Here is a 20,031-nt window from a genome sequence, read left to right on the forward strand (position 1 = left end):
TCACGCTGGATCAAAGGCATAATTTATAAATTTATGCTTTACTGGCCTGTTTGTATATATTACTTCTCTCCCAACAACAACCGGCTCGGTGGCGATCAGCGGCTGCTTCGGCGCGCGTCTCCGGGCCTTTCACGAGGAAGCCCGATGTCCGATTTTCCGGTGATCGCGTTGCGCAGCGTCGAGATCGCTACGCCGCATCTCGGCGCCTCGGCGGATTTCTATCGGAAAGTCTGGGGGCTCGATTTTGCCGCGGAAGCCGAAGGCACGATCTATCTGGCGGCAACCGGAGCGGACTTCCACGTCCTCGAATTGACGCAAGGCGACCGCGCCGCGCTGCGCAAGATCAGTTTTCGCGCGCGTTCGCGCGAAGACCTCGACCGCCTGTTCGCGCGTGCGTGCGAGGCCAGTTGCGAGATCATCTCCCCGCCCGGCCCGTCGCATGCGCCCTCGGGCGGCGAGCACTTCGTGATCCGCGAGCCGCAAGGCTGCCGCATTGAGTTCGTCCACGGCGACCGCACCAAGACCGCGCGCGTCCTGGCTGATCGTCCCGAACGGCTCGCCCATGTCAACATCAACAGCGCCGATATCGAGAAGCTCTCGAAATTCTACCAGCAGGTGCTCGGCTTTCGCCTGACCGACCGCTCGAAGCTGATGGCTTTCCTGTGCTGCAACAGCGATCACCACGCCGTCGTGCTTGCGGAGGCCCCGCTCAACGGGCTCAACCACATCGCCTTCCTGATGCCTGACCTGGAATCGGTGATGCGCGGCTCGGGCCGCATGGTCGACCATGGCTTCCCGATCGGCTGGGGCGTCGGCCGCCATGGCCCCGGAGACAACGTGTTCGCCTATTTCGTCGATCCCTCGGGGATCGTCATCGAATACACCGCCGAAGTCCTTCAGGTCGACGACCTCTATCGCGCCAAGGGACCCTCGGAATGGGTCTGGCCACCCGGGCGCACCGACCAATGGGGCATCGCGCCGCCGAAGAGCGAAGCCTGCAAGACCGCGCAGCTCTCCGTCTTGTTCGACACGGAGCGCCGCACATGACGACGTCCTCTGCTCATGCGCATTACGACGTACTCGTCGTTGGCTTCGGACCGACCGGCGCCGTCGCGGCCGGCCTGCTTGGGCGCCTCTGCCATCGCGTGCTCGTCGTCGACCGTCTCACCGGCATCTACGACAAGCCGCGCGCCATCGCGCTCGATCACGAGATCTTTCGTCACTTCGACAACATGGGATTGGCCGAGCCGATCGCGCCCCATGTCGAGCCCTTCACCGCCTCGGAGCATTTTGGCGCCGACGGCCAGCTGATCCGGCGCGTCCATATGGTCGCTGAACCCTATCCGCTCGGCTACACGCCGAGCATGGTGTTCAGCCAGCCGCCCGTCGAGGCGGTGCTGCGCCGTCACGCCTTGAGCTTTCCCAACGTCCGCGCCGAACTGGGCGTCGAGCTGGTCGACCTCGTGCAGCGATCCGACCGTGTCGAGGCAACGCTGCGGGACGCCGACGGGCAGTTACGGAAGGTGACGGCGCGCTACGTCGTCGGCTGCGACGGCGCCTCGAGCACGGTGCGCCAGATCGGACGCATCGCGCTCGAAGACCTGATCTTCGACGAGCCCTGGCTGGTGGTCGACGTGCGCGTCAATCAGGAGGCTCTCGCCAAGCTGCCGCCAAACTCGGCGCAGTTCTGCAATCCGGCGCGGCCTGTCAGCTTCCTGATCGGCCCCGGCAATCATCGGCGCTGGGAAATCATGTTGCTGCCGGGCGAGGATGCCAGGCAGATGGAGCGGCCGGAGAATGTCTGGTCGCTGCTATCACCCTGGCTGACACCGGAAGACGGCGAACTGTGGCGGGCGGCCTCCTATCGCTTCCACGCGCTGGTCGCCGCCAACTGGCGCGAGGGGCGCATCGTCATCGCCGGCGATGCCGCGCATCAGCAGCCCCCCTTCATCGGCCAGGGCATGTGCCAGGGCCTGCGCGATGCGACGAACCTCGTCTGGAAGCTCGACCGCGTGCTCAAAGGCACTTCGCAGGAGACGTTGCTCGACAGCTACACGGCCGAGCGCAAGCAGCACGTGATCGAGCTGACTGGCAAGATCAAGGCGATCGGCCAGTCGATCTGCGAGCGAGATGCGGCGGCCGCGCGGCGCCGCGACGCGCAGATCCTCGATCAAGGCGGCGGCAAGCCGCTGGAGATCACGCGGCAGGAGATCATCCCGCCGCTGCGCACGGGCTTCCTGGCGGAGCACGTCGGAGCCGCGCGGGGCACCCTGTTTCCACAACCGATGGTCCTGCACGGCGGTGCACCTTGCCTGCTCGACAAGATCACCGGGCCGGGCTTCCGCGTCGTCATCGACGGCCGCCGCAGCGATGTGCCCTCTCTGATGGCGCTCTGCGCCGCGCATCCCGAACTGGCTGCAACGGCCATCGCACCTTCCGGCACCGGCGCCTCCGGCGTGCTCGAAGAGACCGACGGCGTGCTGGCCGGCTGGTTCGACCGGTACGCCGCCGCCGCCGCACTCGTGCGGCCGGATCATTACGTGTTCGGGACGGCGCAGGATGCCGCAGAACTCGACGATCTCTTGCGCGACGTCAGCGCGCGCCTGCACGGCCAACCCGATCCCAATGTCAGAATGGAGAAGACAGCATGAAGCTCGCAACCGTTGCCATCGATGGCCGCACGACGTGGGGCCTCGTCGAGGACGACAATTTCCTCGATGTCGGCGCCGCGCTCGTCTCTCGCTATGCCGATCTCAGAGCCGCCATCGCCGGCGCGCTGGCGGGCGTCGCGGATGCGAAGTCCAGGGCCGCCGTGACGCCGCTTGCGAAGCTCGCCTTCCTGCCCGTCATTCCGAACCCGGACAAGATCGTGTGCGTGGGCCTGAACTACGAGACGCACCGGAAGGAAACCGGGCGCACCGAGGTTGAGCATCCCACCATCTTCTCACGCTACGCCAACAGCCAGACCGGTCATCTGAAGCCGATCCTCCGGCCGCGCGTCTCGACCGACCTCGACTTCGAGGGCGAGCTCGCGGTCGTCATCGGCAAGGCCGGACGTTACATCTCGCGCAGCGAAGCGATGGGCCATGTCGCCGGTTATGCCTGCTACAATGATGGCAGCATCCGCGATTTCCAGCGCCACACCCATCAATTCACGCCGGGCAAGAATTTTCCCGATACCGGCGCGTTCGGACCGTGGATGATGACGCCGGACGAGCTCGGCGAGCTGGCCGAGCTCAAGCTCACCACCCGCCTTAACGGCGAGGTCGTGCAGGAAGCGCAGATCAAGCACATGATCTTCGATATCCCGCGGCAGATCGAATATTGCTCGACCTTCACCCGGCTCGAGCCGGGTGACGTCATCGTCAGCGGCACGCCCGGTGGGGTCGGCGCCCGGCGCAACCCGCCACTCTGGATGAAGCCCGGCGACATCGTAGAGGTCGAGGTCGAGCGGCTCGGCGTGCTGCGCAATCCGGTCGAGGACGAGGCGCGGTGAAAGGTCCATCGGACGGGAGCTGCTCCGAGCGGCGGCGGCGAAGCCCATCCGGCTTCGTCCGCCCGCGGGAAAGCTGCTGATTGAAGCCAGACAAAAAAGACCAGAGAGGGAAAACGTCATGAGCAACAGCGTAGATGTCATGGTCGGTACGAGCGAAGCCACGACGGCAGTGCCGATCACGGCCGCGTTCCGCAAGCTGGTCATCGCCTCCTCGCTCGGCTCGGTGATCGAGCACTACGACTTCTTCATCTACGCCTTCACCGCGCCCGTGGTGTTCGATCGCTTCTTTTTCCCCAAGATGGATTCGACCGCGAGCATGCTGGCCGTGTATGCGACGTTCGCGGTCGGTTTCGTCGCCCGGCCGCTCGGCGGCATGGTGTTCGGCCATTACGGCGACCAGCTCGGCCGCAAGGAGATGCTGACGATCACCTTCGTGCTGATGGGCGTCGCGAGCTTCCTGATCGGCTGCCTGCCGAGCTATGATTCGATCGGGCTTCTGGCACCGATCGCACTGGTCGCGCTACGCTTCGTGCAGGGCTTTGCCTTCGGCGGCGAATACATGAACGCGGTGTCGCTGACGCTGGAGAATGCGCCCTCGGCAAGGCGCGGTTTCTTCGCTTCCTTCGTCAACGCCTCGGGCCCGATCGGCGTGATCCTCGCTTCAGGCTTCATCGCGCTGCTCGGTCTCGTCTCGACCCCGCAGGATTTCGCGCAATGGGTCTGGCGCGTGCCCTTCGTGCTGAGCCTCGTGCTGGTGGTGCTCGGCACCTACATCCGGCTCCAGGTCGACGAATCGACCTTGTTCAAGGCGGTGCGGGCCTCGGCGGCGCGTCCCAGGGCCCCGCTGCTCGACGTGGTGCGCTCGTGGAAGAAGCCAGTCCTGTTCGGCTGCCTCGTCAACATGGCGCACAGCACGTTCCAGTACATGAGCACGGTCTTCGTGCTCGGCTATGCGTTCAAGACGCTCGGCATGGCGCAATCCAACGTCACCTTCGGCACCATGGTCGCCAACGTGCTGGAGATGTGCATGGTGCCGCTGATCGCAAGCTACTCGGACCGCTTCGGCCGCCGACCGTTCATCGGGCTCGGCATCCTGTTGGCCGCCGCCTGGTATCCAATCTACTTCCAGCTGGTCGCGAGCAAGGATCCGACGCTGCTGATCACTGGCCTCGTCGTCTCGATCGGGATCATCCACGCGCTGATGTTCGCGCCGGAAGCGGCCTTCACCGCGGAGCTGTTTCCGACCGAAGTCCGTGTCAGCGGCTCCTCGCTCGGCAAGCAGCTCGGCATCATCCTGGGCGGCGGCATAGCGCCCCTGGTCGGCACCGCCCTGATTGGATCGAGCGGCAGCTTCACCCCGGTGATCCTCTATTTCGAGGCGATAGCGGCCTGCGCCTTCATCGGCATCCTGCTCGCCCCGGAAAGCGCGAAACGAACCCTCTAGGCAAGCCCCGTCAGACCGCCGACCGGTCGTCGTGACGTCCGACTTGTCGAGCCTTCTCGCCGCCGGCCTCCCCCAAGCCGTCATCGATGCTTGGTCGAATGCGATACGATTCAGCTTGCGGCGGTCCACTTTCTCGTCGTCTCCGATATCGGGGCAGCCCGCGATGAGCTCATCAGACGGGGTGTCGAAGTCAGCGAGGTGTTTCACCGGGGGCCCAATGGCCGCGTCCCGGGCCCTTATCCGGAACGGCCGAGTTATGGAGCCCTCGCGAGCTTCCTCGATCCGGACGGCAATGGTCGGCTAGTCCAGCAAGTGACGGATCGGCTGCCGGGCGGGTGTCGAGGCTGACACCAGCTTTGCGTCGTCGCGGGAGCTCGCCGAAGCGCTGAGGCGTGCCGCGGCCGCGCATGGAGAGCACGAGAAGCGAACCGGGCAGCGCGACGCCAACTGGCCCGACTGGTACGCGGACTACATCGTTCGCGAGCAGACTAGCAAGAGCTCAGCTTGAGGCGACGCACGAGCGGCACTCAACCGGACCTTTCGGTCGAAATTCGATCAAGGCGTAGCCGGTGTCGACCGTCGGTCAGGAGGTGAGCGCCACCCAGGACGGCGGCCAGCGTTCCCAAACCCGTTCCGCCTGCGATCAGGAACATGATGAGCAGTTGATATTTTGCCGCATCGACCGGTTCGACGCCCGCGAGAATCTGGCCAGTCATCATCCCCGGCAAGGAAACGAGGCCGATCGCCGCCATGCTGTTGATGATTGGCATGAAACCGCTTCTCAACGCGTCCCGTGCGATTGGCAGCAGGGCTTGGTATCGGGTGCCACCGAGTGCGAGACAAGCTTCCACAGCGGCTCGTTCGCGCACTAGGCTGTTTGTCAGCACGTCCAAGCCCAGGCTGATCCCCGTCATCGTGTTGCCCAGGATCATGCCCAGCAACGGCAGGGCATAGCGCGGATGATACCAAGGATCCGGGCGGAGCTCCGTCAGAAGCGCAAACATGGTGACGATACCGGCGGCGATCAGCGTGCATCCGGCGCCCAAGCCGTAGCTCCAGATGCCTGGCAGGCGACGCTTCTGCCGCGCGACGATTTCCCGAGATGCGAAAAGAACCATGATGATGGCCGCAAGGGCGGTCCAGAGGGGCGAGACCGCGGCAAACAGGAACGTCAACACGTATCCGACGAGCACCAACTGAAACACCATCCGCACCGTCGCGATGGCCAGTTGCCTTTCCAGATTGAGGCGGAGAACAAGCGAGAGAGCGCCATCCATGACGACGAGGAGCGCGGGAAGGATCAGGTCGCCGTACGTCAGTTGGATGTAGCTCACGGCCGGCTTTCCTCGATGCCACCGCCGGAACTCATCACAAGAACCCTCGATCCGACACGGCGGGCCTGGGTGTCATCGTGCGTGCTCCAAACGACGCTCGTTCCAGTCGAGATGCGTTCGGAGATCAAGGATTCCACGGCGGCAGCGGATGTCGAGTCGAGTGCCGAGGTCGGCTCGTCCAGCAGAAGCACCCGCGATCGCAGCATGAGCGCCCGCACAAGTCCCAAACGCTGTTTCTCGCCGCTCGAAAGTCTTTGGATCGGCCAAGGTCCACAATCGGCCGGCAAACCCAATCGTGTGACCAGTGGCAAGGTATCATCCCAGCTGCTGAAGTGCTCTTGCACAGTGTCACACCACCAACCCGGCTCGGCAGCGAGGTAAGTCACTCGCTTTCGCCAAGCGGGGGCGGGCATCGCCTCCCGGAGTGTTCCGTCCAGCCTCACCGTCCCCTCGTTGGGATCCAGATCCGCGATGGAGCGAAGCAGAAGAGTCTTCCCGACGCCGGAGCGCCCTTGCAGGGCGACGCATTCCCCGTCCTGCAGGTCGAACGAAACCGAGATGTGCAAGCGCTTGAGCGCGCGGACTGTCAGCATGTGTCAAAGCTTGCGCCGCAACCGCTCGGCAACTTGCCTAGCGATCTCTGCCGGTGCCTCGTCCGGGTAAGGATGCACCGAGCTGACGTTGATCTCGCCGAGCACGTAGCTGTCCCTCCCGTCCGTCTGCACCGGACCAAGCATGAAGTCGGCGTCCCAGATCATGGGCAGGTCACCTCGCGCAATATCCAGTAACGAGGTTAGCTGCAGCGTCCATTCGTCTTCCATCAACCGACGGAGCCGCTGGAATCGCGGGTCTGCGCTGGACGTGTAGAGCCGGGGCCCGGCCTCGGCACGTGCGGCCGGCGAGTCGACTAGAGCTTTGACTTTGTGATGGCCGAAGCCGGCGCAGCGATCGCCAGCCATGTAGCAGCGCACGACGCCTTCGCTCAAGCGAGACTCGAATGGTTGATCGATCACGCTGCCGCTTTCGAAATACTCCGCGCAGCGTCGAAGGAAATCATCCAGCGTTAGTTCCTCTGACGCGTCCTTGGTCGCGTCCAGCACCCTTATCATGGGGGAAGTTGGCAACTTCTCGACCTTCCAGACGCCTTGGCCTCCGTTACCCCGGTTGCGCTTGATCACGCGGGGACCGGTGGCGAGCCGTGTCGGCAACTCGGCGCGCATGGCCTCCGCGCTTTGATATAACGCCGTGTCGCTTCCCCACCCCATCGAGCGGGTGCGGTAGAGTACCTCCTTGGTGCCCATCTTGAGGATGACATCGGGGTGCGCACTCACCCACACGCCCCGAGCGGCCACGTCGCGCAGCAGGGCGTCGAGACTGGCGCGATCTCGACCGTCTTGAATAGGATTAACCCAGACGAGTACGCCGTCCACCGCGAGCAACTGTTCGCGGACTTCCTCGGCAAAGCTTTCATCGTAGATTGCCGGGCGGGCCTTGATGCCGGCGGCGGAGAGCGCTTCGAAGACCTGGACGAAACGGCTGTTTTGCGCGGTCGCCTCTCGCCGCGCGACAGCGTTGCCCCGCGAGAGAATGGCCACGGAATTTAGGGAACGGGAGAAAAGTTCGGTGTTCATGCGCGAGCTCCACGTTGTGCGTGCTGCGCAGAGCTTGGACCGAAGTCTCACGGGGAGTCTGCTTGCCCCCTCGGGACCGCACTTTACGCGAACTTGTCTGGCCTTTTCAAGACGGTGTGAGGAGGTTAGCGCGCCTCAATGGGATGTCCGCACCGAACGCATTCGACGATCGATAGGAACGATTGAACTGTGTGCGGGCCGTCGCTGAAATACTTTGAGGGACATCGGAACTGTCGACCCTGTTGACGATTGGGCAAGGATGGGGAATTGCGATCTCCTCATGAGGCGACATGCCCAAGATGACATGCCCAAGATGACATGCCCAAGATGACATGCCCAAGATGACATGCCCAAGATGACATGCCCAAGATGACATGCCCAAGAATCGCGTCCTGAATCAGCAAGGACGCCGCATGTCTACTCACCTCGATTACATCCGAAAACCGACCATCGACGCAGCGTCCGCGCGAATGGCGCGCCGCAATGAGAACGTCCGCGCGGACGAGTGTGTAAGGTTGCATCGGCGGACATCGCCTGAGCGCGCCAGCACCAGCCTTCAATTCATCGACCTGCCTGGCAGTCGTCTCGAAGGCCTATGCGCAAGAGGTCTACTGGCAGAAGGTCGAGGAGATCCTCGGCAGAGCTTGCAAGGGCCAGGGTCGTCACCGCATTTTCGGTGACAGCTCGGAGGATCAGTGGTTGGGTTCAACCACGCGCGCCCTCGATCTGGACCAGCCTGGCATCGCCCTATTTCTCTCAGGACATCCTGGTCATGGCTGTGATAAGCTGCTTCCAGCGCGCCTTGGCCGGCCGATGCGGACGAAGATCAGCGTCCCTTCTCAGCGGCGTTGCTTGACGGCAGAGTCCAGCAATTTGGCCGTCTTTTTTTCGGTTCGGCGCTGATTGGGATAGCGGCTTCTGGCTTGGTGGAAGCATCTCGAGCAGAGACTTCTGCCCGGGATGCGGGCGCCGATGGGAAGAAGGCTATCCTGGCCGCGTTGCCCGCGGCGGGCCACTCGATGGGGTCAATCGTTGCTCTACAACTCTATCCAAGTACCCACTGAAATCATCCATAAATGGCAAGAGGTCGTGGATATGCTTGCCGAGATCATGCACGTTCCCTCCGCTTTGATCATGCGAGTAGAGCCGCCCAACATCAAAAGTTTTCGTATCCAGCGAGTCCCAAGGCAATCCCTACGAACCGGACGAACTCGCACCTCTCAACACGGGGCTTTATTGCGAAACCGTGATGAAGACGTGTCAACCACTGCTTGTCCCCGACGCCCTTCGGAATGAAGAGTGGAAATCAAACCCCGATATCAAGCTGGGGATGATTTCCTACCTCGGTGTACCGATCAGTTGGCCTGATGGCGAGGTGTTCGGAACGATTTGCGTTCTCGACAACAAAAGGAACGAGTACAGCAAGCCTTACCTCAGACTCCTGCTCCAGTTGCGCGACGCGCTACAGATTGATTTGCGAGGGTTAGCGACACAGCACAGACTGCTCGAAGAACGTGAGACGAAGATCCGGCGTCTGGTCGACGCCAACATCATCGGGATCTGCATCTGGGAGCTCGACGGTCGGCTCGTTGAGGCCAATGACACGTTCCTCCGTATGGTGGGATACGATCGCGAGGACCTTATCTCGGGTCGCGTGCGCTGGACGGACCTCACGCCGGGGGAATGGCGCGACCGCACCGCGCGCGCCCGGGAAGAATTAGAGATGACTGGCGTGGTGCAACCCTTCGAGAAGGAGTACCTTCGCAAGGATGGTAGCCGTGTGCCCGTGCTGATCGGCTCGGCGGCGTTCGACGAACAACGAGACCAAGGCGTCGCGTTCGTGCTCGATCTGACCGAGCGGAAGCGGGCGGAAGCCGAAGCCCGCGAAAGCGAGCGGCGTTACCGCGAAGCCCAGATGGAGCTCGCGCACGCCAATCGCGTTACGACAATGGGGCAACTGACGGCTTCGATTTCACATGAAATGAACCAGCCGATCGCGGCGGTCGTCGCCAACGCGGAGGCCGGGTTGAACTGGCTCGATGCTCAACCGCCGGATCTAGAGCAGGTCCGGCAGACGCTCGGTTGGATCATCAGCGACGGTACCCGGGCCGGCGAGATCATCGGTCGGATCCGGGCCCTTATCAAGAAGGCGCCTCCACGGAGGGAGGACATAGAGATCAACGAGGCAGTGCTTGAGGTCATAGCTCTGACCCGTGGCGAAATGGTGAAGAACGGCGTCTCGGTGCGGATGCAACTCGCGGAGGGCTTGCCGCTCATTCGAGCAGACCGGGTCCAACTGCAACAAGTGGTCCTCAACTTGATCATCAACGCCGTCGAAGCGATGAGCGGCGTTGGCGAGGGGTCGCGTGAGTTGCTGATCAGCACTGGCAGAAATGCCTTGAATGGTGTGCTCGTCTGCCTGCGGGATTCGGGTCCGGGACTGGATCCCGCGAATCTTGAGCACATCTTCGACGCATTCTACACGACCAAGTCCAGTGGCATGGGCATGGGACTGTCAATTTGCCGTTCGATCGTCGAAGCGCACGGGGGACGGATATGGGCTGGCGCAAATGAACCTCGGGGCGCGGTATTTCAATTTAGCCTGCCTCTGGAACGAAACGAGTCCGTTTTCGCTGAATACGCCGGCCAATGCCGGCGGCCGGAGAAAGCGGATACGGAGAGCGAAAACGAGGGCCCGTTCTCCGCGACGGCAGATGTCCTCGTCGCGCGCTGGCGCCACTAGACTCTGCGCGGTAAGTGGGATCGGACTGCTGAGGTCAGCTGGGGGTCAATCTCGACATTCTTGCAGTTGGCCAGCCACGTCCAATCTACGCCCAACTTCAGACATACCGCTTCACTGCGCGGCCTGAAGCGCGACATTGGCGGCGCGCATTTCGAGCTCTTCGCATATCCGGGGGCCCACGTCGGTCAGGCCGGCTGACGTTTCAACCCAGCAGCAAGGTTTGGCGCTGCCGTTTGATCGGTCGTACAATATTGGGAGGGATCGCGGGAAATGGTGCAAGAGAGGCCAGTCCGGGTCGAGCGTAGGTTATCGGCGATATTGGCCGCCGACGTGGCGGGCTATTCTCGGCTCATGCACAATGACGAAGAGGCCACACACGCCAAACTGACAGCGCTCCTCGCGCGAGGTATCGAGCCTGCGATTGCGGAACACGGCGGGCGCATCGTGAAGAACACAGGCGACGGTTTCCTGGCTGAGTTTCCTAGTGCGGTCGAAGCGGTCCGAGCAGCCATGCAGTTCCAAGCTCGCATCAACGAGCTTTCAATCGGCGATTCGGAAGAGAGGCGCATTCTCTTCCGTGTGGGGCTCAATATCGGCGACGTGATCGTCGAAGCCCATGACATCTTTGGGGACGGCGTAAACATCGCGGCGCGGCTCGAGAGCATTGCCGAACCCGGCGGCATTTGTATCTCTCAGACGGTCTTCAACCATGCGCGCGACAAGGTCGCCTTCGACGTCGAGGAAGCGGGTGAGCAAATTCTGAAAAATATCGCCCGACCTGTCCACGTTTACCGCATCATCATCGCTCCCGGTCGGGAGACTGCGACGCCCAAACCTGAAGGGCTGGCGCTCTCCTTGCCCGACAAGCCGTCTATTGCTGTGCTGCCGCTCACCAATATGAGCGGCGACCCCGAGCAGGAATATGTCTCAGACGGAATCGCCGAGGATGTGATCACGGCACTATCCCGCTATCCCTCGTTATTCGTCATCGCGAGGAACTCGTCGTTCACTTACAAGGGGCGAGCAGTCGATGTTAGGCAGGTCGGGCGCGAGCTCGGCGTCCGCTATGTGCTTGAAGGCAGCGTGCGCAAGGCCGGCAACCGGATCCGCGTCACTGCGCAATTGATAGAGGCGGCGACCAGTAATCATGTCTGGGCCGAGCGCTACGACCGCGAGCTCGCGGATGTTTTCGCTGTGCAGGACGAGCTTTCCGAAGCGCTGACGATCGCGCTGGCCCCCGCCATTGCAGACGCTGAGCTTCGACGCGCCATGCGCAAGCCACCGGGGAGCCTCGATGCCTGGGCAGCCTATCAACGCGGCCTGTGGCATCTGAGCAAGGCTACCGTAGACAACGACGAGACTGCAGAGAACTTCTTCAGACAAGCCATCGAGCTCGACCCGACTTTCGGCGGCAGCTACAGCGCGCTCGCGCTGTACCAACTGCAGGCGGCCGCGCTCTACCAGAAGATAGACCTGCGAGATGCGCAACACTCGGCCGAAACCCTGGCGCGCCGGGCGGTCGCGCTCGATGGCGCCGATGCGGAAGCCCGGTCGTGCCTCGGCTGGGCTCTACAAGCGCGCGGTGAGGCTGACGATGCGTTGGCGGAGATCGAGCAAGCTCTTTCCATGAGCCCAAATTTGGCGATCGCGCACGGCCATAGAGGCGCGACGCTGATCTTTGCTAGACGGCCCAAGGAGGGACTCGCGGCACTCAACGTGTGTCTCAGGCTCGATCCCCGCGACCCCTATTTGGCAGTTCGTTTGTTGCACGTTGCCTGCGGTCTCTATTTCTGCGGCGAATATGAGGCTTCGATCGAGGCTGCAAAACGTCTCATCCGGTCGTACCCCGAGTTTCCGATGGTCTATCGCTGGTCCGCGGCGGCGCTTGCCCAGCTTGGCCGTACAACGGAAGCCCGGGAAGAATTGGAGAAGGCCATCTCACGCGCACCGGGGGCGTTCGACATGTATGTTCGCAAGAAAGCTCCGTGGTTTCGTCCAGAAGACCACGCGCATCTCGTCGAGGGTTTGCGTAAGGCCGGGTGGAAGGGGTGAGGTTGCATTGATCTCCAGGCCATCTGTTCATACCTTGCAGCAAGTTGTACGCTCTGCCGCACGACACCCTTTGTTGAATTGGCGAGCTTCCGGTTAGGGTCAACTGCGACTAGCCGGGAAAGGACGGGTTCTGGCGCATAGCAGACACTTGCAAAAATGATCGACGTTGATGGGAAGTTGATCCAAGTGAGCGTACTGTCGATCCAGCTCAGCCTTTGACAGCGCCGAAAGAAAGGCCCCGCGCGAGATAGCGTTGCACGAAGAAATAGAGGATCACTGGCGGCACGATTCCGATCAGCGTATTGACTGCCGCTATGTTGAAATCGACGCCGCGGGTCGAACGCGAGGCAAGCACCAGCGCGGAGAAGGTCGTCGCGCTTTGAGATGTGAGCGCCGAGGCAAAAAGCGCCTCGTTCCAGGTAAAAGCGAAAATCAACACGGCGGTGACGATGAGGCCGTCAACGGAAAGCGGCAGCGAGATTTTCCAGAATATCTGCCAGGGCGTGGCGCCCTCGACCTTTGCCGCGTCTTCGATCTCGGTACTGACGTCGCGGAATATGTCGCGCATGATGACGACGGCGAAGGCGAGATTGAAGGTGGAATAGCAGAAGATCAGCCCCGTCCACGTATCTATGAGCCTCAGATACACCATGAGCAGGTAAAACGGTACGAGAACCACGGCAGGCGGCAGCACGCGCTGCGAGAGAAACCATAGTGCAATATCGCCCGACCGGACCGGAAACTGGAATCGAGCAAGCGCATAGGCGGCCGGTACACCGAGGATCAGGGCGAAGAGAGTGGTGCCCACGCTGACAACGACGCTGCTGATGAAGGCATTGATTGCCTGCGGGTCAGAAAGGACATTGCCCCAGGAATCGAGCGTCGGCTCGAAATCGAGGAAAGGAATGACGACGCCGGGCTCGAAGGTAGCGGTGCTCGTTTTGATGGAGTTGATAAAAGCCCACACAAAGGGCAGCAGCGTGACGACAGCCGCAAGCGCCAGAAGCGTATAGACAACGATCTTGGAGATCAGGCTTGCCCTGAGCCACAGAATGTTGATCATGCTCTTGCCCTCCGCGGAAACGTGTCGCTTTTCAGCCCAGGCGCTTGCGCATCTGTTTGAAAAACACCGTGATGAGTGCCGAGACGATGATGAGGAAGATGATGCCCATCGCCGAGCCTTGGCCGAAATTGAAAAACTGAACTGTGGTCAGATAGTCCATCGCGCTGAAGACCTCCGTGCTCGTGCCCGGCCCGCCCGTGGTCAGCGCGTATGGGATCGCGAACACTTTCAGACATTCGATGGTCCGAAGCAGGATGGCGATTGTCGTCACTGGCCACGCGAGCGGGATGCCCAGTCGCCACATCACCTGCCAATGATTCCGAGCATCGAGAATCGCGGCATCATAGAGATCGCTCGAAATGCTGCTCAGTCCCGCCAGCACAATGATGAAAACGAAGGATGTCCAGCGCCAGATATCGAGCAGAATAGCTGCGGCAATTCCTCCGGACGGCGTCGAAAGCCAGGGGACTTCAATGCCCCCAAGTCCCAGCAGGGCCGTGACCAGTCCCCCTTGGGAACTGAACAGCGTCACGCCGAGATAGCCGATGGCCACCTCCATCGTGAAGAGCGGCATGCCGATGATGGTGCGAAAGCCGCGCGCCCAGGGCGCACCGAGATTAACCAGCCAGGCCGCAATGAAGCCTAGGACAACTTCGACCGGGACCGAGACCGCCACGTAAATGGCCGTAACGATGATGCTGTGCCAGAAACGGTCAGAGGCGAGCACGTCGGCATAATTTTGCAACCCGACATACCCGGTGATGCCCATGCCAAGCACGTAATTGGCGAAGCTGTAGCGGATGACAAATATGAGCGGAGCAAATGTAAACGCGACGACCCAGAGCACCGCGGGCAGGAGAAGAACATATTTGAAGGCCGCGCCGTACTCGCCTGGCCTCGCGTGCGTCACTTTCATAGAATGCCCCAGTCGCCGAACTTGGCCGGCGCCCTCCGGTGCAGGCCATTGGAGCGATCAGCGGCGCCGACTTCCAGGGTCCGCGCGTGCGGTGCCGCGAGATGTGACTCCCCACGTGATCATCGCCGGAAGCCGACAGAGGTTTCCAGCGATATCGATCATTCAAATGACGCCTGGTAGAGCGCCTTCTGCTTTTCGCGTCCGTAACGCTCGGTAATCTTCTCCCAGGCGGCAGCAGTGGCATCGAGCGCAGCCTTCGGCTGCATCTGGCCCCCCAGGACTGCCGAGATGTTGACGTCGAGTTCGTGCCAATATTCGGCTGTTCCCGGGATGCGCAGATATTCCTCCTGCACCGGCGCGCTCAGGACCGAATAGTAGCCCTTCAAATATTCCACCACGTCATCGGCATTCCAGTTCTGCGCCTTGAACTCGTCCAGACTGGCGGTACCAACCGGCGGCAGATATTCGAACTTCATGCCAGGCTGCACGCCGGTCCAGCCGTTTGCGGAATTGAAGAAAGCATTCTTCTTGTTGGCCATGAAAGCCAGGAAGTCGTAGGTCGCTTCGCGCTTTTTGGAATTGCGGGAGATGACACAATGCCAGGAGCCACCATTTGTGTTGCCGACCTGGTTCAACTCATACTTCTTCCATTCGCCCGTGATCGGATTGAAGGCCTCGGTGGTACCCGGTATACCGGCCGCGCCGACCTTGCCCTTCACCTTCGATGTCTTGGGGTCTTGGGCAAGCGTCGGCAGGTCACCCCAGGTCGGCTCCATTGCCGAATGACCGGCGAGGAACAGATTCCAACCCTGCCCAAGCGTCCAGCTTATCTCTTCACGCGGACCGGCGTTGGCAAGTTTGACGTAATCCTCGAGCGCTCTGAGGTGCCCTTCCGAATTGATGAGGGGCTTCATATTCTGCGGATTGAAGAAATAATACTTGTTGTCGGGCGAGATCACATAAGGTGCCGACAGTGACAGGAAGTGAAAAAATCCCTGCTCGTTCACCTTGGCGTGCAGCGCCAGGCCCCAGTCATTTCCGCCGTCCTTGTTCCAATCCCAGCCAGTAAAGAATTCCGCGGCGTCGTGCAGCTCTTTCATGGTCTTGGGCGGACTGGGCAGCTCATAGCCGTACTTGGCCTTAAACTTTTCCTTGGTCTCGCCGTCGGTGAAGATGTCTTTACGGTAGTATAGCGCCTGCGCATCCCCGTCGAAGAGCACGCCATAGAGCTTGCCGTTCCATTCATAGAGCTTGCGCATGGACGGCAGCCACTGGTTCGGATCCCAGTACGGGTAGCGCGGATCGGCCAGGAGATTGTCGATGTCAATGATATACGGCGTCTCGGGTACGAAGAAATCGCCATAGAACCACGCCCCGGTCATATAGGCGTCATAACGGCCAAGGCCGCTCGCGAGGTCAGAGAAGATCTGCTGGTGAAGCGTCTCGATCGGCACCTCGGCGACATTTGCCTTACCGCCGGTTTCTTCCTCCCAGTGCGGCACGTGATATTTGAGGCCGTCACCTACCGTCGCTTTGAGCACCATCACATTGATGGTCGTCCCTTTGAAGGGCTTGGTTTTGATGAAGTCGACACGCTCCTTGGTGATCGGCGACTCATACGGCGCCTCGGGCGCTGACTCCATCAGGTTTGCCGCCCGCGCCGGAGCGGTCAGTCTCGTCAGTACCGCAAGCGAAAGCCCAGCCTGCAATCCGCCGAGCACAAACTCGCGTCGGCCGATCTTTCCTTTCAAATACCCATGAAGCAGATGTTCGAACTTCTCGACGTGTCCTCCACTCGGCATTTTCTCCTCCTCTCACCATCGCGCGGCAAGCCTGCGATCCGGAGCTCGGAGCGCGAATTCTCATCGTGCTGGCAAAAAATGGAATGAAGATTTGGCCAAGACCTCCGATCCGTAATCAACGCACAGGATCCAGCGGTCGCAATCTGCGCGACCGGAGCGCAGCCTTCGGAGTTCAATCTAGTCCTGGCCTCCCTAAGGGGTCAATACGGGAAAGTGGTGCAGCAAGAGCGCTTTGCCCGCCGGAGAGCGTCATGGACAGTCGCGGCAGCGATGTGTATCAATCGCCTGAACAGCCGGTTCTGATGTGCTCGCGCGGTCTACGACTGCCCTGCAGAAAGGCACACGGAGAACAATGGCAAGAGTGGAGCTCAGACGCGTTTCGAAGCGCTTCGGCGACGTCTCCGCGGTGGAGGATCTCTCGTTCGGCACTTCGGATGGCGAGTTTATCGTCCTCGTCGGCCCTTCCGGATGCGGAAAGACGTCTACCATGCGCATGATCGCCGGGCTAGAAGCCGTCAGCGAGGGGCAGATCCTATTCGATGACAAGGACGTTACCGATCAGCTTCCGCGCGATCGGGACGTCGCCATGGTGTTCCAGAACTACGCGCTTTTCCCGCATCTCAACATCTTCTCCAACCTCGCTTTCGGGCTGCAACTCCGCAAGGTGCCGAAAGCAGAGATCGAGACCCGGGTGAAGGATGTCTCGCGCCTACTCGGCATCCAGGAGCTTCTCCAACGTCGTCCTCGGGAACTTTCCGGCGGTCAGCGCCAGCGCGTGGCACTCGGTCGCGCGATTATGCGCGAGCCGAGGGTATTCCTGATGGATGAACCGCTTTCGAACCTGGACGCGGCACTGCGCATGGAGATGCGAGCCGAAATCATCAAGTTGCAGGAGCGCCTCGGCGTCACCACCTTCTATGTCACCCATGACCAGGTGGAAGCATTGAGCATGGGCGACCGGATCGTCGTGATGCGCGGCGGCAAGCTGCAGCAGGTTGGAACGCCGATGGAGCTTTACGAACAGCCGGCAAATTCTTACGTGGCAGGCTTCATCGGCAGTCCGCCGATGAACTTCCTTGAGGGAATCGCAAACGGCAATGGCGTAACGCTCACGAACCTGAACGCGACGGTTGAACTTGCCGGTCGTCTGTTCGCTGCAACACAGCGATCAAGCGCCCGTGACCTGCTTCTGGGCATACGGCCAGAACACGTCTCGCTTTCCGACCGCCCGGCCAGCGACGGAGTCTATAGCCTGGCCGCAACGGTCGATACCGTCGAGCCGCTCGGCCACACCATTCTGGTGAGAACGCGGCTGCCCTCGCAGCAGGTTCTCAACGTGCTCGTGGCTGGAAAGATCTCCTGGCGCGAAGGGGAGAACGTCTACCTGGCCATGCGTCCCGAGCACATCTACCTGTTCGACAGGACTGCCGACCAACTCCTGTGCGGTCTCCCCGGCTGAGCGTCACAACGCACAACACAATCAAACCGAAGAAGAAGGAGAAAGCGATCCATGCCCGTGCCTGAGAAGACACTGGACCGCAAACTCGCCCATATCCGCGCGGGGAAATATGTGCCGGCCGATTTCATCATCGCGGATGCCAAGGACGGCGACATGGGCTTCGGTGCGGGTGCGCCGGGGCCAGTTTATGATCAAGACAATCAGTCGACAGACCGGATGCGCCCCGTTGCCGACTATCGTGCTGGCATGCGTGACATGGTCAGATCCGGCCTCGTCGACATCATGCTGACTTCCGTTTCCTCGGCGGAGGTGCTGCACGCGAACGGCACCTATGCCGACACTCCCGTCACGCCAGCCGTACGTCTGAACGACACCACCGACATCTGGAGCCTGCGCGGCGGCGCATACAGAACGCTGCAAGCCCGGCCGTTCCGTACGGCCCGGCTCAAGCACGCGCGCACGGTCGCAGATCTCGGGCTTTATTCCGTCACCTTCTACAACGACATCGATCGAGACGTTGCGACCCTCGAAGCTTATGCCGCCTTTCGCGAGGAGGCAGAAGCGGTCGGAATGCGCCATTTCCTTGAGGTCTTCAATCCCGCCTTCCCAATCGACACGTGCGGCGTCGATCTCGGCTTCTACGTGAACGATGCGATCGCCCGCACCCTTGCCGGCGTTGCCTTGGCCGAACGGCCCCTCTTCCTGAAAATGACTTATAACGGGCCGCGCGCCATGGAAGAACTCGCTTCCTTCGACCCGCACAACCTTATCGTCGGCATTCTCGGGGGTGCGGCAGCCACAACGCGCGACGCAATGGAGCTCGTTGCACAGGCAGAGCGTCACGGTGCGCGGGTCGCACTCTTCGGCCGCAAGATCTGGTATGCCGAATCCCCGATGGAAATCGTGCGCCTGATGCGCCGGGTCATTGAGCGCGAGGTCTCGCCGAGCGAGGCGGTGCGGCTCTATCACGACGTGCTCGCAAGAGTCGGCATTCGCGCAAGGCGACCACTCGATGAGGACAGCGAAGTGACCGATCCCATCCTCAAAGCCGGAGCACGCTGAATGGCGGCGCCCAAAGGCGTGGTGACGGCCGGCAGCTGGTGCTGCGACCATAACAAGCTCGTCGACCATTGGCCGTCGGAAGACGGCCTCGCCACGATTATTGCCGAGGAGCGACACGGCGGCGGCTCAGCCTGCAACATGGCGATCGCCCTTAAGAAGCTGGACCCCGATTTCCTCGTCGAAACAATCGGCATCATCGGCGATGACGAGGACGGGCGCTTGCTGGTTGCCGAGGCCGATTCTCACGGCATCGAGCGTAGCCGACTGCGCATTGTCACTGGCGGACGCACGAGCTACACCGACGCCTTCGCTTTGCGTGAGACGGGGCGGCGCACGCATATCTTCTTTCCTGCCAGCAGTGATCTGCTGACGCCCGATCTTTGCGACTTCTCGGGAATCCGGGCTTCCCACCTCCATCTCGGTCTTCCAGGGCTCTACCCAGGCATGGACGCGCCTTTCGCTGCTGAACCGAATGGCTGGGTGGCTGTCCTGAAGAAGGCGCGCGCTGCGGGTCTGCGCACCAATATGGAGCTCGCCTCCGTAGCACCGGACACGATTGCCCGCCTCGTCCGGCCCTGCTTGCCGGTCCTCGACTTTCTCATCATCAACGATGTGGAGATCGGCGCGCTCGCCGGGATGCCAACGGGAAGCGAGGGCAGCACAAATGTCGCTGCCTGCCGCGTGGCGGCGCGCAAAGTGTTGGATGCCGGAGCCATGGACCTCCTTGTCGTCCATTTCCCCGCTGGCGCGATCGCGCTCACCCGCTCCGGCGAGATGCTCGCGAAGCCCTCATTACGGATACCGGCCGAAGAGATTGCTGGCGCAAACGGGGCCGGCGATGCCTTTGCTGCCGGCATTCTTTATGCCGTTCTGGAGGGCTGGACCCTTGCCGACGCGCTGGCGCTCGCCCACGCCGTGGCTGCTGCCTCACTGCGCAGGGTCGGCACAACTGACGGGGTTCTGCGCTGGCGGGAATGCCTGGCGCTTGCCGATCGTTGGGGCTGGCGGGAGGAGATCGACTGAGAATGG

Annotated in this window: 14 protein-coding genes and 3 pseudogenes; 11 read left to right on the forward strand and 6 right to left on the reverse strand. The window is 61.6% G+C overall.

What is annotated here, in order from left to right; all coding sequences use genetic code 11:
• Nucleotides 1–144 precede the first annotated feature (144 nt).
• The 5 genes and pseudogenes from QA640_RS02525 to QA640_RS02545 all read left to right on the forward strand — a co-directional run.
• A complete protein-coding gene (locus tag QA640_RS02525; protein WP_283043096.1) occupies nucleotides 145–1,047 on the forward strand; it encodes a VOC family protein in 903 nt (300 codons plus the stop codon).
• Nucleotides 1,044–2,651 (forward strand): bifunctional 3-(3-hydroxy-phenyl)propionate/3-hydroxycinnamic acid hydroxylase, encoded by a 1,608-nt coding sequence (locus QA640_RS02530; protein ID WP_283039209.1) that lies wholly within the window; start codon nucleotides 1,044–1,046, stop codon nucleotides 2,649–2,651. Before QA640_RS02525 ends, QA640_RS02530 begins: the two co-directional genes overlap by 4 nt.
• Nucleotides 2,648–3,496, forward strand: coding sequence for a fumarylacetoacetate hydrolase family protein (locus QA640_RS02535; RefSeq protein WP_283039210.1), 849 nt, complete (start codon nucleotides 2,648–2,650; stop codon nucleotides 3,494–3,496). Before QA640_RS02530 ends, QA640_RS02535 begins: the two co-directional genes overlap by 4 nt.
• Before the next feature lie 118 nt (nucleotides 3,497–3,614).
• Nucleotides 3,615–4,940 carry an MFS transporter gene (locus QA640_RS02540; protein WP_283039211.1) on the forward strand — a complete coding sequence of 442 codons (1,326 nt, stop codon included), beginning with the start codon at nucleotides 3,615–3,617 and terminating at the stop codon, nucleotides 4,938–4,940.
• A 129-nt stretch (nucleotides 4,941–5,069) separates the two neighbouring features.
• Nucleotides 5,070–5,448: pseudogene (locus QA640_RS02545) on the forward strand (glyoxalase); the annotation flags it as partial.
• 19 nt (nucleotides 5,449–5,467) lie between these two features.
• On the opposite strand, the gene fetB reads toward QA640_RS02545, so the two are convergent.
• From fetB to QA640_RS02560, 3 genes are read right to left on the reverse strand one after another with little or no spacing between them, the layout of a single operon-like run.
• Complete coding sequence (fetB, locus tag QA640_RS02550; protein WP_283039212.1) at nucleotides 5,468–6,274, reverse strand: iron export ABC transporter permease subunit FetB; 807 nt, start codon at nucleotides 6,272–6,274, stop codon at nucleotides 5,468–5,470.
• Nucleotides 6,271–6,867, reverse strand: a complete 597-nt coding sequence (locus tag QA640_RS02555) for an ABC transporter ATP-binding protein (RefSeq protein ID WP_283039213.1) — start codon at nucleotides 6,865–6,867, stop codon at nucleotides 6,271–6,273. The genes fetB and QA640_RS02555 overlap by 4 nt, the downstream gene beginning before the upstream one ends.
• A 3-nt stretch (nucleotides 6,868–6,870) precedes the next feature.
• Complete coding sequence (locus tag QA640_RS02560; protein ID WP_283039214.1) at nucleotides 6,871–7,905, reverse strand: Cj0069 family protein; 1,035 nt, start codon at nucleotides 7,903–7,905, stop codon at nucleotides 6,871–6,873.
• Nucleotides 7,906–9,154: 1,249 nt separating this feature from the next.
• Here QA640_RS02560 and QA640_RS02565 point away from each other — a divergent pair.
• From QA640_RS02565 to QA640_RS02575, 3 genes and pseudogenes are all read left to right on the forward strand, one after another.
• Nucleotides 9,155–9,298, forward strand: a pseudogene (locus QA640_RS02565) (GAF domain-containing protein); the annotation flags it as partial.
• Nucleotides 9,299–9,400: 102 nt separating this feature from the next.
• Nucleotides 9,401–10,648: pseudogene (locus QA640_RS02570) on the forward strand (ATP-binding protein); the annotation flags it as partial.
• 318 nt (nucleotides 10,649–10,966) lie between these two features.
• Nucleotides 10,967–12,700 (forward strand): adenylate/guanylate cyclase domain-containing protein, encoded by a 1,734-nt coding sequence (locus QA640_RS02575; RefSeq protein WP_283039215.1) that lies wholly within the window; start codon nucleotides 10,967–10,969, stop codon nucleotides 12,698–12,700.
• A 208-nt stretch (nucleotides 12,701–12,908) separates the two neighbouring features.
• Here the strand turns inward: QA640_RS02575 and QA640_RS02580 are convergent, their stop codons facing one another.
• The 3 genes from QA640_RS02580 to QA640_RS02590 form a co-directional block, all read right to left on the reverse strand.
• Nucleotides 12,909–13,763: a carbohydrate ABC transporter permease gene (locus tag QA640_RS02580; protein ID WP_283039216.1), complete on the reverse strand. Its 855-nt coding sequence runs from the start codon at nucleotides 13,761–13,763 to the stop codon at nucleotides 12,909–12,911.
• Nucleotides 13,764–13,794: 31 nt separating this feature from the next.
• Nucleotides 13,795–14,673 carry a sugar ABC transporter permease gene (locus QA640_RS02585; protein ID WP_283039217.1) on the reverse strand — a complete coding sequence of 293 codons (879 nt, stop codon included), beginning with the start codon at nucleotides 14,671–14,673 and terminating at the stop codon, nucleotides 13,795–13,797.
• 164 nt (nucleotides 14,674–14,837) lie between these two features.
• A complete protein-coding gene (locus tag QA640_RS02590; RefSeq protein WP_283039218.1) occupies nucleotides 14,838–16,481 on the reverse strand; it encodes an extracellular solute-binding protein in 1,644 nt (547 codons plus the stop codon).
• 352 nt (nucleotides 16,482–16,833) lie between these two features.
• On the opposite strand from QA640_RS02590, the gene QA640_RS02595 reads away from it, so the two are divergent.
• Genes QA640_RS02595 through QA640_RS02605 form a run of 3 tightly spaced genes read left to right on the forward strand, consistent with a single transcriptional unit; the run spans nucleotide 16,834 to nucleotide 20,025 of the window.
• Nucleotides 16,834–17,940: an ABC transporter ATP-binding protein gene (locus QA640_RS02595; protein WP_283039219.1), complete on the forward strand. Its 1,107-nt coding sequence runs from the start codon at nucleotides 16,834–16,836 to the stop codon at nucleotides 17,938–17,940.
• Between the two features lie 51 nt (nucleotides 17,941–17,991).
• Nucleotides 17,992–19,002 (forward strand): hypothetical protein, encoded by a 1,011-nt coding sequence (locus QA640_RS02600; RefSeq protein ID WP_283039220.1) that lies wholly within the window; start codon nucleotides 17,992–17,994, stop codon nucleotides 19,000–19,002.
• Nucleotides 19,003–20,025, forward strand: coding sequence for a carbohydrate kinase family protein (locus tag QA640_RS02605; RefSeq protein WP_283039221.1), 1,023 nt, complete (start codon nucleotides 19,003–19,005; stop codon nucleotides 20,023–20,025).
• Nucleotides 20,026–20,031 lie beyond the last annotated feature (6 nt).

The sequence above is a fragment of the Bradyrhizobium sp. CB82 genome, assembly GCF_029714405.1.
Lineage (GTDB): Bacteria > Pseudomonadota > Alphaproteobacteria > Rhizobiales > Xanthobacteraceae > Bradyrhizobium.